The 12,999-nt window shown below is 73.8% G+C and carries 11 protein-coding genes; 4 read left to right on the forward strand and 7 right to left on the reverse strand.

Features of this window, described 5'->3' with window-relative positions; translation table 11 throughout:
• Nucleotides 1–131: 131 nt before the first annotated feature.
• From rdgB to murI, 3 genes are read right to left on the reverse strand one after another with little or no spacing between them, the layout of a single operon-like run.
• Nucleotides 132–728, reverse strand: a complete 597-nt coding sequence (rdgB, locus tag ACO03V_RS04515) for an RdgB/HAM1 family non-canonical purine NTP pyrophosphatase (protein WP_367726520.1) — start codon at nt 726–728, stop codon at nt 132–134.
• Nucleotide 729: 1 nt separating this feature from the next.
• A complete protein-coding gene (gene rph, locus ACO03V_RS04520) occupies nt 730–1,458 on the reverse strand; it encodes a ribonuclease PH (RefSeq protein ID WP_423136761.1) in 729 nt (242 codons plus the stop codon).
• Between the two features lie 29 nt (nt 1,459–1,487).
• On the reverse strand, nt 1,488–2,306 hold the full coding sequence (gene murI, locus ACO03V_RS04525) for a glutamate racemase (protein ID WP_423136762.1): 819 nt from the start codon (nt 2,304–2,306) through the stop codon (nt 1,488–1,490).
• A 121-nt stretch (nt 2,307–2,427) separates the two neighbouring features.
• On the opposite strand from murI, the gene ACO03V_RS04530 reads away from it, so the two are divergent.
• Nucleotides 2,428–3,750, forward strand: coding sequence for a nicotinate phosphoribosyltransferase (locus ACO03V_RS04530; RefSeq protein ID WP_423136763.1), 1,323 nt, complete (start codon nt 2,428–2,430; stop codon nt 3,748–3,750).
• A 34-nt stretch (nt 3,751–3,784) separates the two neighbouring features.
• Here ACO03V_RS04530 and ACO03V_RS04535 read toward each other — a convergent pair whose 3' ends face one another.
• Genes ACO03V_RS04535 through ACO03V_RS04545 form a run of 3 tightly spaced genes read right to left on the reverse strand, consistent with a single transcriptional unit; the run spans nt 3,785 to nt 8,130 of the window.
• Nucleotides 3,785–4,051, reverse strand: a complete 267-nt coding sequence (locus ACO03V_RS04535; protein ID WP_367726516.1) for a DUF3039 domain-containing protein — start codon at nt 4,049–4,051, stop codon at nt 3,785–3,787.
• 39 nt (nt 4,052–4,090) lie between these two features.
• On the reverse strand, nt 4,091–5,620 hold the full coding sequence (locus ACO03V_RS04540; RefSeq protein ID WP_423136764.1) for a hypothetical protein: 1,530 nt from the start codon (nt 5,618–5,620) through the stop codon (nt 4,091–4,093).
• A gap of 8 nt (nt 5,621–5,628) precedes the next feature.
• Complete coding sequence (locus ACO03V_RS04545) at nt 5,629–8,130, reverse strand: ATP-binding cassette domain-containing protein (protein ID WP_423136765.1); 2,502 nt, start codon at nt 8,128–8,130, stop codon at nt 5,629–5,631.
• A 194-nt stretch (nt 8,131–8,324) separates the two neighbouring features.
• On the opposite strand from ACO03V_RS04545, the gene ACO03V_RS04550 reads away from it, so the two are divergent.
• The 3 genes from ACO03V_RS04550 (at nt 8,325) to ACO03V_RS04560 (ending at nt 11,697) form a co-directional block, all read left to right on the forward strand.
• Entirely contained in the window at nt 8,325–9,017 is a 693-nt protein-coding gene (locus ACO03V_RS04550; protein ID WP_423136766.1) for an NTP transferase domain-containing protein, read from the forward strand.
• Between the two features lie 83 nt (nt 9,018–9,100).
• A complete protein-coding gene (locus ACO03V_RS04555; RefSeq protein WP_423136767.1) occupies nt 9,101–10,264 on the forward strand; it encodes a hypothetical protein in 1,164 nt (387 codons plus the stop codon).
• 98 nt (nt 10,265–10,362) lie between these two features.
• Entirely contained in the window at nt 10,363–11,697 is a 1,335-nt protein-coding gene (locus ACO03V_RS04560) for a maltokinase N-terminal cap-like domain-containing protein (protein ID WP_423136768.1), read from the forward strand.
• A gap of 27 nt (nt 11,698–11,724) precedes the next feature.
• Here ACO03V_RS04560 and ACO03V_RS04565 read toward each other — a convergent pair whose 3' ends face one another.
• Complete coding sequence (locus ACO03V_RS04565) at nt 11,725–12,984, reverse strand: CDP-glycerol glycerophosphotransferase family protein (RefSeq protein WP_423136769.1); 1,260 nt, start codon at nt 12,982–12,984, stop codon at nt 11,725–11,727.
• Between the last annotated feature and the right edge of the window lie 15 nt (nt 12,985–12,999).

Here is a 12,999-nt window from a genome sequence, read left to right on the forward strand (position 1 = left end):
CCGACCCGACGCGAGAATGCAGGGCGTGCGGGGCCACGAGCGGCTCAGGCGCCACAGCAGGACGCACGCGCCCCAGCGGCCCGACAAAACCGACGACGCGCCGGACCGGCCGACCGGCCGCGCCCGCCGCGTCAGAGCTGCGCGAGCAGCGGAACCAGCGCGCGGAAGGCCCGCGCGCGATGCGAGGCGGCGTTCTTCTCGGCGGCGGACCATTCGCCGACGGTCCGCTCCGCGTCCTGCGGCTGGCCGTCGGGGAGGAAGATCGGGTCGTAGCCGAAGCCGCCCGGACCGGCGGGCGCCGTGGCGAGGCGCCCGGGCCAGCGGCCCTCGACGGTGTCCTCGCTCCCGTCCGGCCGCACGAGCGCGATCACGGAGACGAACTGCGCGGTGCGGTGCGGATCGGCCACGTCGGACAGCTGGTCCAGGAGCAGCTCGAGATTGGCCGTGGCATCCTTCCGATGTCCCGCCCAGTAGGCAGAGAAGACGCCGGGCGATCCGCCGAGCACGTCGACGGCCACGCCGGAGTCATCCGCGAGGGCCGGCAGTCCCGTGTGCGCCGCGGCCGCGCGCGCCTTGATCAGCGCGTTCGCGGCGAAGGTCACGCCGTCCTCGACCGGCTCGGGACCGTCGTAGCCGACGACCTCCAGGTCGGGCCGCACCTCGGCGACGATCGCCTGGAACTCCTCGACCTTGTGCGGGTTGTGCGTGGCCAGGACGATGCGGGCCATGTCAGCCCTCGAGCGCCGCGGTCTGCAGGTCGCGCAGCTGCGCGCAGCCGTTGACGCCCAGCTCCAGGAGCTGGTCGAGCTCGCGCTTGTCGAACGGCGCGCCCTCCGCGGTGCCCTGCACCTCGACGAACAGCCCGCGTCCCGTGACGACGACGTTCATGTCGGTCTCGGCGCGGACGTCCTCGACGTAGGCGAGGTCCAGCAGCGGCGTGCCGTCGACGATGCCGACCGAGACGGCGGACACCGAGTCCACGAGCACCTCGGACCGCTGGGCGATGAACTTCTTCTCGCGGCCCCAGGCGATGGCATCCGCCAGGGCCACGTAGGCGCCGGTGATCGCCGCGGTCCGCGTGCCGCCGTCGGCCTGCAGGACGTCGCAGTCGATGACGATCGTGTTCTCGCCGAGGGCCTTGGTGTCGACGACGGCACGGAGGGCGCGGCCGATCAGGCGCGAGATCTCGTGCGTCCGGCCGCCGACCTTGCCCTTGATGCTCTCGCGGTCGTTGCGGCTGTTCGTCGCGCGCGGCAGCATCGCGTACTCGGCGGTGACCCAGCCCTTGCCCTTGCCGGTGAGCCAGCGCGGCACGCCGTTCGTGAACGATGCGGTGCACAGCACCTTGGTGCCGCCGAACGTGATGAGCGCCGAGCCTTCGGCGTGTGCGGACCAGCCGCGCTCGATCGTAATGGGACGCAGGTCGTCGACGGCGCGGCCGTCCTTGCGGGTGTCCATGCTTCTCCTCGGATGAATGGATGCCGCGGTCAGCGCGGCAGGTCGATGGCGCCGGTCTGCACCAGCTGGACTTCGCGGACCTCACGGCCCATCAGGCGGTGCGCGAGGCGCAGGAACTCGTCGGCGGAGGCGCCGGTGGCCTCGTAGCGGTGGGAGGCGATGGCATCCGGTCCCGCCAGGAGGTCGCGGGAGACCAGCTGACGGTAGACGTCCTTCGCGGTCTCGCTGTCGCTCGAGACGAGGCTGACGTCGGGGCCCATCACGTAGCTGATGGCGCCCTCGAGGAACGGGTAGTGGGTGCAGCCGAGCACGAGGGTGTCGACGCCGGCGTGCCGGAGCGGCGCGAGGTACTCCTCCGCGACGGCGAGCACCTCGGGCGAGTCGGTGACGCCCGCCTCGACGAACTCGACGAACCGCGGGCAGGCCTCGGCGAACACGGTCAGGCGCTCGTTCACCTCGAGCATGTCCTGGTAGGCGCGGGATCCGATCGTCCCCACGGTGCCGATGACGCCGATGCGGCCGTTGCGGGTGGTCGACATCGCGGTGCGCACGGCCGGGCCGATGACCTCGACGACGGGCACGTCGTACCGCTCGCGGGCGTCGCGGAGCATGGCGGCCGAGGCAGTGTTGCAGGCGATGACGAGCATCTTCACGCCCTGCTCGACGAGGGTGTCCAGCACCTCGAGCGCGTACTTGCGGACGTCCGCGATCGGCTTCGGCCCGTAGGGCGAGCGGGCGGTGTCGCCGATGTAGAGGATCGACTCGCGCGGGAGCTGCTGCGAGACGGCGCGGGCGACGGTGAGACCGCCGACCCCCGAGTCGAAGATCCCGATCGGCGCGTCGTCCATAGGGAGCCAGCCTACCCGGCGGGGCGTGGCCCGACCGGCACCCGACTCCGGCGCCCGGTGCGGATGTCAACCGCCCAACGCCCGTCTCGGTCCGCGCGAGCGCCCGGAATAGGCTGGCGCCATGACCCGGAGCACGGCCCTGCACACCGATCGCTACGAGCTCACGATGCTCGACGCCGCCCTGCGCGACGGCACCGCCGACCGCCGCTGCGTGTTCGAGGTGTTCGGCCGCCGCCTGTCCGGCGGGCGCCGGTTCGGCGTCGTCGCGGGCACCGGCCGCCTCGTCGACGCGATCCGCGACTTCCGCTTCGGCGACGAGGAACTCCGGTTCCTGCGCGACAACCGGATCGTGGATGCCGCCACCCTGACGTTCCTCGCGGACTACCGCTTCACGGGGTCCATCACCGGCTATCGCGAGGGCGAGGCCTACTTCCCGGGCTCACCGCTGCTGACGATCGAGGGCACCTTCGCCGAGGCCGTCGTGTTGGAGACGCTCGCCCTGAGCATCCTCAACTACGACTCGGCCGTCGCCACGGCCGCGGCGCGCATGAGCGTCGCCGCCGGAGACCGCCCGCTGGCCGAGATGGGATCGCGGCGTGCCGGCGAGGAGTCCGCCGTCGCCGCCGCGCGCGCCGCCTACATCGCCGGCTTCTCGGCCACGAGCAACCTGGAGGCGGGTCGCCGCTGGGGCGTCCCCACGATGGGCACCGCCGCGCACGCCTGGACGCTCCTCCACGACAGCGAGGAGGACGCGTTCCGCTCGCAGATCGAGGCGCTCGGCACGGACACGACCCTCCTGGTGGACACGTACGACATCGAGGAGGGCGTCCGCACGGCCGTCCGCGTCGCCGGCACGGGTCTCGGCGGCGTCCGTATCGACTCGGGCGACCTGCCCACGGTCGCCGCGGAGGTCCGCGCTTTGCTGGACGACCTCGGGGCGACGGGGACGCGCATCACGGTCACGAGCGACCTCGACGAGTACGCGATCGCCGCACTGGCTGCCTCCCCCGTCGACAGCTACGGCGCGGGCACGTCGGTCGTCACCGGCTCGGGCACGCCGACCGCCGGACTGGTGTTCAAGATCGTCGCCCGCGCGGACGCGGACGGCTCCTGGGTGCCCGTCGCCAAGGCATCCAGCCAGAAGATCTCCCGCGGCGGACGCAAGGCGGCCTTCCGCACCCTCGACGGCGGGACGGCGACGAGCGAGCTCATCGTCGTCAGCGACGGCTTCGAGGAGCTGTCCACCCCGTCCGCGCACCCGGACGCGCGGGCGCTGCAGGTCCCGCTGATGGTGGCGGGGGAACCGGATGCCGCGGCCCTGGGTCCCGACGGCGTCGAGGCGGCGCGGGCGCATCACGCACGCGTCCGCGAGGAGCTCCCGGTCCGGGCGCTCGCGCTGAGCCGGTCGGAGCCGGCCATCCCCACTGAGTACCAGGAGGTGTGAGCGGCGGGGCGTCGCCGCCCCACCGCCCGCCGGGTCACTTGTTCAGCGACTCGTAGATCTCTTTGCACTGGGGGCACACGGGGAACTTCTCCGGGTCGCGGCCCGGGGTCCACTTCTTGCCGCACAGGGCGCGGACCGGCTTGCCGGTGAGAGCGGACTCGAGGATCTTGTCTTTCTTGACGTAATGCGAGAAGCGCTCGTGGTCGCCGGGCTCGATGTTCTCTTCGCGGATGAGCTCTTCGAGCTCGCGATCCAGGGTCGCGAGACCCCCGCTGTCCGGACTGTCGAGAGGCGTGCTCATGGTCAGCCAGTGTAGCCGCGCCCGGCGCGGAGCGGACGGTCAGGCCGCCTCTGCGAACTCCATCAGCGCGGTCCCGCGGCGCTCGAACAGCGCCGCGCCGATGACGACTCCGAGCACGAGGACGACCACGCCCGCGCCGATGCCCGACCAGAGGGCGGCCGCGCTGTCGTCCGCTCCCGTCGTCAGGGCCTGCCAGGCGAACCACATCGCGGGCGCCGCCGCGAGGACGGCTCCCACCATGACGCCGCCCGGCGCCACGACCCCGCCGGAGCCGGTGCGCTGCGGCTGCTGGAACGGGCTGTCGCCCGGCCGGGAGACGGCGTAGGGAGCGAGGACGGAGGACACGCTGGACAGTCCCAGCCCCGCCAGGAACAGCGCCGCGCAGACCCCGACGAGCGCGGGCAGCAGCGACCAGCGTCCGTGCGCGGCGATCGCGATCGGCAGCGCGACCGCCAGGATCGGCACGCCGATGAGCAGGACGGGCACGAGACGGCCGACGCGGTCCGAGACGCCGCGCATGCCGCTGGCGACGTGCATCCACACCGCTGTCGAGTCGTAGGCGAGGTCGTTGTGCGGGAGCCAGCCGAAGAAGAGCGCCATGATCGGCACGGGGACGAGAGCGGCGACCTCCAGCGGAACGCCGGCCAGGAGCAGCGGCACCGTCGTCAGGACCGCGGCGACGGGGACGACCACGATGTTGACGAGGTAGCGGCGGTCGCGGAGCCAGTAGGAGAGGCTGCGCGCGGCGACGGCCCCGGCCGGCGTGCCCGGCAGCAGGGCGAACCAGCCGAGACCGCCCTGCTCGCGCACGGCGACGGGGCGCGGAGTCGTGGTGAGGAGGACCCGCACGATGAGGAACCACAGCGCGGTGAGCGCACCCACCGTGGCGAGGGCGACCGCGGCGCTCCCCCAGGCGGCTCCGGCGCTCGGCGCGAGGGCGATGCCCCACGCGGCGCCGACGGGCGTCCAGGCGAGGATCTCGGCGGTCGAGACCAGCTGAGACGGCACGACGCCGTCCCACTCGAGGGACCCGAGGAACACCGCGGTGGGCACGACGACCACGAGGACGCCGACGAGATAGACGCCGGCGAGCTCGCGCGACTGGCGGGGGCGCAGCAGCAGGGCTCCGACCGCCATGCAGACGCGAGCGAGCAGCACGCACGTCGCCACCCCGAGCACGACGGACGCGACGACCGCGACGGGTGACGCGCCGTGTGCGAGCCATGCGCCGCCGAGCGCGAGCGAGAGCGCGAGGACGACCAGGGCGGGGACGCTCAGGAAGCCCGCCAGCAGGAGCGCCCCGGCGAGAGGCCGGGGCTCCGGGCCGATGACGGCGAAGCGTCGGGGGTCGAGCGGGTCGACCGCCCCCGTGACGATGGGCGCGACGGCGAAGCCGAGGGTCACGGCGGAGCCGGCAAGCACGGAGACGACGGCGGTGGTGAGGCCGCCCGCGTCGGCCAGCCCGGCGGCGCTGCGGACGGCGACGACCGTCGCGACGACGAGGAGGACGACGCCGACGGCGGTGCGCACGACATGCCGGCGGTCGCCCCGGAGGGCGCCGACCAGCATCGCGAGCCTCAGTCGGAGAACGTGTGCAACCATTCCAGGCCCTCCACGTCGCCGAGGCCGCCGGCCAGCTCGAGGAACCGCTGCTCCAGCGTCGCCTCGCCGCGCACCTCGTCGACCGTGCCCTCGGCGAGCACCTGGCCCGAGACGATCACGGCCACGCGCGTGCAGACGCGCTCGACGAGCTCCATGCCGTGACTCGACAGGATGACGGTGCCGCCGTGGCGGACGTAGGACCCGAGGATGTCGAGGATGGTCGCGCTCGAGACCGGGTCGACGGCTTCGAACGGCTCGTCGAGGACGAGCAGGCGCGGCGAATGGATCATCGCGCCGGCGAGCATCACCTTCTTCGTCATCCCGGCCGAGTAGTCGGACACGGGACGGGCGAGCGCGTCGACGAGATCGAAGGCACGGGCCAGGTCCGCGGTGCGGCTCTCGACGACGGGCGCCGGCAGTCCGCGCAGCACGCCGTAGTAGTGCAGGAGCTGCCGACCGGTGAGGCGATCGAACGTGCGCAGCCGGTCGGGGAGCACGCCGAGCGCGTTCTTCGCCGCGCCGCGCTTCTTGGACGCGTCGACCCCGTTGACGGTGATCGTGCCGCGGTCGGCGCGCAGCAGCCCGGCGATGATCGACAGCGTGGTCGTCTTGCCCGCGCCGTTGGGCCCGACGAGGCCGTAGAAGGAGCCCGCCGGGACCGTGAGGTCGATGGCGTCGACGGCCCGCAGGTCGCCGAACGACTTCGAGACGCCGCGCAGGGTCAGCGCCGGCGTGTCCGTCTCGGCGAGCGGCTCCGCGAGGACGGCCGTGACGCCGGCCGGCTCGACATCCGCGCGCGCGGATGTCCCCTCGTCTTCGGGCCCGACGTCCGGAGGGGTGGGATCCTCCGTCGTCTCGAGGGTGTCGATGGATGCCACCGGGCTCGGCGTCCCGACCTCGCCGGGCTCGAGGGTCGCCGTCTCCACGCGATCGGCGGCCTCGGCCTCGTCGGAGGACGGCACCGGCTCGTCCTCGGGCGCGGTCTCGGCCACGACCGGAGGCTCCTCCACCGGGACGTCCGCGGGCGTCGGGTCGGCGGGCGACGCGTCCTCGAGGTCGGCGTCCTCGGCGACGGCCGGCTCCGTCACCGCCGCGTCGGCGGGCGCGGGCGTCGGGTCGGCGGGCGACGCGTCCTCGAGGTCGGCGTCCTCGGCGACGGCCGGCTCCTTCACCGCCGCGTCCGCGGGCGCGGGCGTCGGGTCGGCGGGCGCCGCGTCCTCGAGCGCCGTGTCCGCGGGCGCGGCGGCGGCGTCCTCGCTCGCTTCGCCCACGGTCGGCGCGACGGTGTCCTCGTGCGCCGACTCGGTCACGGGCCCGTCTTCGGTCGGCTCGACGATCGCGTCCTCGGCCGGCGCGACGGCAGCGTCTTCGGCCGGCGCAACGGCGGTGTCCTCGACCGGCGCAGCCGTGGGCGCGACGGCGGTGTCCTCGACCGGCGCAGCCGTGGGCTCGACGGCTGTGTCCTCGAGGGGCGCGGCAGCCGTGTCCTCGACCGGCGCAGCGCCCGTGTCTTCGGCGGGCTCCTCCACGGCCGGCGCGACGGCCGCTGCGTCGATCGGCTCGGCCGGCTCATCCGGACGAGCGCCGTCGGCGGACTCCGACCCCGCGAGGTCGACCGCCGGCAGGGGCGGACGAGGCGGGATGACGAGATCGACGGGCAGCGCGGGCGGAGGCCCGGGGGTCACGACGGTGGCTTCCTGCCGGTCGGTCACGAGCTCGGCGGCGCGCGTGGAGCCGGACGACGTCGTGCCCGCGGACCGGGCTGTGGTGGCGCGCGGCGCGCGGGGCTCCTTCGGCGGGGCCGCCGGTGCGGTCCCCTCCGTCTTCGCGGAGGCCGAGGCGGGACGGGCCCGCGGCGCCGTCGGCTTCTTCGCGGCGGTCGTGCGGGCGCTCGTGGTCTTCTTCGTCGCGGCGGCGCGCGGCGCGGCGGGACGACGCGGGGCGGCGGGAGCGGTGGTCTCGGTGCCGCCCTCGGCCGGCGTGGTCGGCGCGGAGCCGGCCTCCGCCGCCTCGGCCGCTGCCGTCGTGTCCGTCTCCGCGTCCGCTGCGCTCGTCGAGCCGGCACCGGCGGCCGCCTTCTTCGCCGCCGTGCTCTTCGCGGGCGTGCGCGGGGCCGCGGTCCGCTTCGCGGTCCCCGCGGACGCGGAGCCCGCGGGGCGCCGAGCGGGGGTCTTCTTCGGCGCGGCGCCGGTCTCGGATACGGCTCGAGCACCGGCCTCGGCCGAGGGCGCAGCGGCATCCGACGAGTCGACGGAACCGTCCGTCCCGACGGGCGCGGACGGGGTGGCATCCGTCGTCGACGCCGTCTTCGTGGGCCGGACCGGACGCGGGGACGCGGGGGTCCGCGGAGTCGTCTTGCGCGGGGCGCGGGGCTTCGGGGCCGGCGGCGCGGCGGGGGCGTCGACGCGGGCGCTCGCGACAGCGTCCTCCGTGCGGGGGGAGGAATCTTCCGAGGGCTGCGGCAGCGACGCTGTCATCGCTCCAAACTACCAACCGCCTCCGACGAACACGCCCGGGGGACCCTGGGTGTCGCTATCCCGACGGGTCACGAAAGCACAACGAGTGGCGCATATCCTGCACCTTCTCAGAGCATTTCGCTAGCATCGATCCGGCACAAAGGCGTGACGTTCCGGTGAACCGGAAGTGACCACTCATCCCCCCAGGAGCAGCCTTGACCGTTCAGATCGTCATCCTCGCAGCCGGGATGGGCTCGCGTCTCGGACGCAGCCTGCCCAAGCCCCTCACCGAGCTCAGCGACGGCCGCAGCATCATGCAGCAGCAGCACGACAACATCCGTGCCGCCTTCGGCTCGGACGCGCGCATCACCACGGTGGTCGGCTACCGCGCCGAGACCATCGTGGACGCGTTCCCGCACGTCGACTACGTCTACAACGACCGCTACGACCAGACCAACACCTCCAAGTCGCTCCTGCGCGCCCTCGCCAAGACGGGTCGCGCGGGTGTGCTGTGGATGAACGGCGACGTCGTGTTCGACCCGCGCGTGCTCGGTCGCGCCGCCGAGCTGGTCGAGGCCGATCGCTCCTTCGTGACGGTGAACACCGCCAAGGTCAGCGACGAAGAGGTCAAGTACACGGTCGACGCGGAGGGCTTCATCGACGAGCTGTCGAAGGTCGTCGTCGGCGGGATCGGCGAGGCCGTCGGCATCAACTACGTCTCCTCCGTCGACAAGAAGGCCCTGCAGCGCCAGCTCCAGCGCGTCGGCGACCAGGACTACTTCGAGCGCGGCATCGAGCTCGCCATCACCGAGAACGGCATGCGCGTCGAGCCGCTCGACATCTCCGACCTCTACGCGGTCGAGGTGGACTTCGCCGAGGACCTCGAGCGGGCCAACCTCTACGTCTGACCTCCACGTCGCACCCCCGCGACGCGGGCGGCCCGGTCTGTCAAGGACGGAACGCGGACAGGCGGACGGGGCAGGATAGCCGCATGGCTGAGAAGGTGCACCGCATCCATTCCCTGCCCGACGACTCCCCGTGGAAGGGCGGGATGCCGCCGACCGGGTCGGACGAGCATCCCCGGACGATCCGGGCACTCGATCGGGTGATGGCGATCCAGCGGCCGGCGGTGCTCGCTCATCTCCGCAGCGTGCGCCTGCGGCATCCCGACGCCTCTCCCGAAGAGATCCTGCGCATCCTGGAGCGCCGCTACCTCGCCGCCGTCACCACCGGGGGCGCCGCGGTCGGCGCGACGGCGGTGGTCCCCGGGATCGGGACGGGCGTCACGCTCGCCCTCAGCGGCGTGGAGACGCTCGGGTTCCTCGAGGCGACGGCGCTGTACGCGCAGTCCGTCGCCGAGGTGCACGGCGTCGCCGTGGAGGACCCGGAACGGGCCCGGGCACTCGTCCTCACGCTCATGCTCGGCAAGGAAGGCGTCGACCTCGTCTCGCAGCTCGCCGCGCAGGCGGCCGGGCGGGGTCCGGGGCGTCAGTCCTACTGGGGCGAGATGATCACGAAGACGCTCCCCCGCGCCGCGGTCGGACCGCTCGTGGACCGTCTCAAGACGAGCTTCACGCGCCAGTTCGTCGCGCGCGGCGGCGCGTCCTGGCTCGGCAAGGCGCTCCCCTTCGGCGTCGGCGCGGTCGTCGGCGGCACGGGCAACCACATCCTCGGCCGTCGCGTTTTGACCACCTCGCGCAAGGCGTTCGGCGCTCCCCCGTCGACGCTGCCGGCCGACATCGAGCCGCGGCCCGGCTCGGAGCGCCTCGAGCACGCCGCCGTCCACGGCGTGGCCCGCGTGGGCGGTGCCATCGCCGGCGCGATCGGCGGGGTCGGTCGCCGCACCGGATCGGCCGCGAAGGCGATCCTGCCGCGGCGCCGGCGCGACGAGGACGGGGACCCGGATGCCACCGGCGACGACGACGCGGCCACCGCCGAGACGACCACGGGCACCGCCCGTGCCGCCGCCGCGAACTGGGACGCGCCCGATCCCGAGACACTCCATCGCGACGTCCCCGGCGCACCGGTCCCCGGTGCGGCGGCGACGGGCGGGCAGGCATCGGACGCGCCCGGCTCGGACGAGACCCCGCCCCACCTCGTCGGCGAGAGCCCCGTCGACACGACGGCCGTCCCCGACTCCCGCGACCGCTTCTGACGCGCCGCCGCGAGGGGCGGCATCCGTCCTCCTTCCATCGACCGGGCCCCGGCGCAAGGCCTGGGGGACGATCGAGGTGAGGCCGGTAGGTTCGCGGCATGGGTGATCTCCTCGACCTCCTGACCGTCTGGATGCCGCAGCAGCGCTGGTACGGCAGCAAGGGCAGGCAGCCGCGCCTGACCCTGATCGCCTCGTGGGAGCTCGACGCCCCGGGCACGCACCTGCTGCTCGTCCAGGACGCCACGACCGCTCCCCCGGTGCTCTACCAGGTGCCGGTCGTCGAGCGGACGCCGGATGCCGCGCCGTCGCCGTCCGTCATCGGCCCGGCCGCCGAGGGGCGGGTGTGGATGGATGCCACCGTCGACGAGGCCTTCACCGACCTCCTGTACCGCTGGGTCACGGCCGGCGGCTCGGCCGGGTCCGGGGACGCGACGCTGACCGCCACGGCACTGGACCCGGCGCGGCTGTCCGCCCCCGCGGCGACCGCGCGCGTCCTCAGCGGCGAGCAGTCGAACACCTCGATCATCTACCGTCCCGCCGAGGGCGGCGAGCCGGTGATCTGCAAGCTGTTCCGACAGGTGAACCCGGGGGTGAACCCCGACGTCGAGCTCCAGTCCGCGCTGGCGGCCGGCGGGGCCCGGTTCGTCCCGGCATCCGTCGGCGAGGTCCACGGGACCTGGACGACGCCCTCGGGCGAGCACGTCTCGGGGTCGCTGGCCTTCGCGCAGGAGTTCTTCGAGGGCGTCGAGGACGCCTGGCGCGTCGCGCTGCGCGCGGCCGAGGACGGCGAGGACTTCGCCGAGCGCGCCCGCCTGCTGGGCGAGTCGGTCGGTCGCATGCATCTCGCGCTCGCGGAGAGCTTCCCCACCCGGGAGCCCGGCGAGGGCGACCGCGCGGCGGTTGCCGGGGCGTGGAACCGCCGCCTCGCCATCGCGCTGGCCGAGGTGCCCGCCCTGGCTCCGCACGCCGACCGGATCCGCGAGGTGTACGCGGCGGGGGCGCAGGCCGCGTGGCCGCCGCTCCAGCGCGTGCACGGCGACCTCCACCTCGGACAGGTGCTCGACACCGCCGAGAACGGGTGGGTCCTCCTCGACTTCGAGGGCGAGCCGCTGCGTCCGATCGCCGAACGCCTCCTCCCCGACGTCGCCGTCCGCGACGTGGCCGGCATGCTGCGGTCGTTCGACTACGTCTCCGGCGCGGTCGAGAGCGCCGACGCGGTCGCCGTGCGGGCCTGGGTCATCGCCGCGCAGCAGGCGTTCCTCGACGGGTACGCCGACGCCATCGGCCCGGAGCGGGCGTCCGCGCCGGAGCTGCTCGCCGCGTTCGAGCTCGACAAGGCCGTGTACGAGGCGATCTACGAGGCCCGCAACCGTCCGGACTGGATCGGCATCCCGCTCGCGGCGATCGGCCGGCTCGCTCCGCGGGAGGCCTGACCCCGTCCGACCCGCCGCGCGTCGGGGTCAGTCGACGGTCTCGACCTCGACGTCGCCGGCGGACGCGGGGCGGTCGTGCCAGGCGTCCCAGCGATGCATGAGCTCCCCGACAGCGGCGTGGAACCGCGCGGTCGCGGCACCCGGGGTCGTGTCGCCGAAGTAGTGCCGCACCCAGTGCTGCAGCCGGGCCACGGAGTCGGGATCGCCGAGCACGCGGTCGGCGTGACGGACGATGGATGCCGCCTCGGCGGCATCCAGCCATTCGCAGGCCGACAGATAGCCCGACGTGTCGACGAGGGCCTCCGCGTCGGCGGGGCGGGTGACGAGCAGCGGCTTGTCGGCGGCGAGCCGGTCGTAGACCATCGCGGAGATGTCGACGACGGCCAGGTCGGCGGCCGCGAGCTGCCAGCCGAGGTCCGGGCCGGTGTCGTGCACGTGCTTCGCAGTCGGGTCCGCGGCATTGGCGGCGGCGAGGGCCGCGACGATCCGCGTGTTCGCCGCGCCGTAGGCGCTGTCGACGACACCGGAGCGCGGATGCGGCCGGTAGATGACGCGGTGCCGGCCGGTGGCGAGCAACGCGCCGACGAGCGCCTCGCCGTGCGAGGCGATCGACCCGTAGTGGGCGGACGGACGATCGCCCTCCCAGGTAGGGGCGTACAGCACGACGGTCCGCTCGTCCGGCTGGTAGGGCAGGTCGCCCGAGTAGTGGTCGGCCTGCGGCCGCCCGATGGCGAAGGTGCGCCGGTCGAGGTCGTAGTCCCACAGCACCCGCGACAGCCGCTCCCGCGCGGCATCGCCCGCGACGAAGGCGTAGTCGTACGCCTTGAACTGGTTGGTGGTCATGTACATCTTGTCGGACTCGCCGTGGTTGATGAACACGTGCCAGCGGTGCCCGTAGCGGAACATCTGGAAGTTGCGGGTGTTCTGGTTGACGTAGAACACGATGCGGATGTCCTGCTCGGCGAGGACCTGCTCGACGTCGCGCACGGTCGGCGCGTAGGCCACGGGCAGGGCCCCGTCCTCGAGCAGGGCGTTCGCACCCCCGGCGCCACGGCTGACGACGAGGACCGGCCACTCCCGCGCGAGCTCGCGCAGCGGCGCGTACCACTGGCGCATCTGATACATGTTCACCGCGTTGTCGGCGAAGTAGACCGCGATGCGGAAGCGTCCGGCCGGGAGCTCGCCCCGCTGCGCCAGGCGCTGACGCAGCGCCCGGCGGGCCCGGCGGGCGTTCAGGGCCTTGCGCAGAAGGCCGACGGCGAGCCGGGCGTCACGGGCGAGAGGCATCCCTCCAGGGTACCG

The sequence above is a fragment of the Microbacterium sp. HMH0099 genome (assembly GCF_049384025.1).
Lineage (GTDB): Bacteria > Actinomycetota > Actinomycetes > Actinomycetales > Microbacteriaceae > Microbacterium.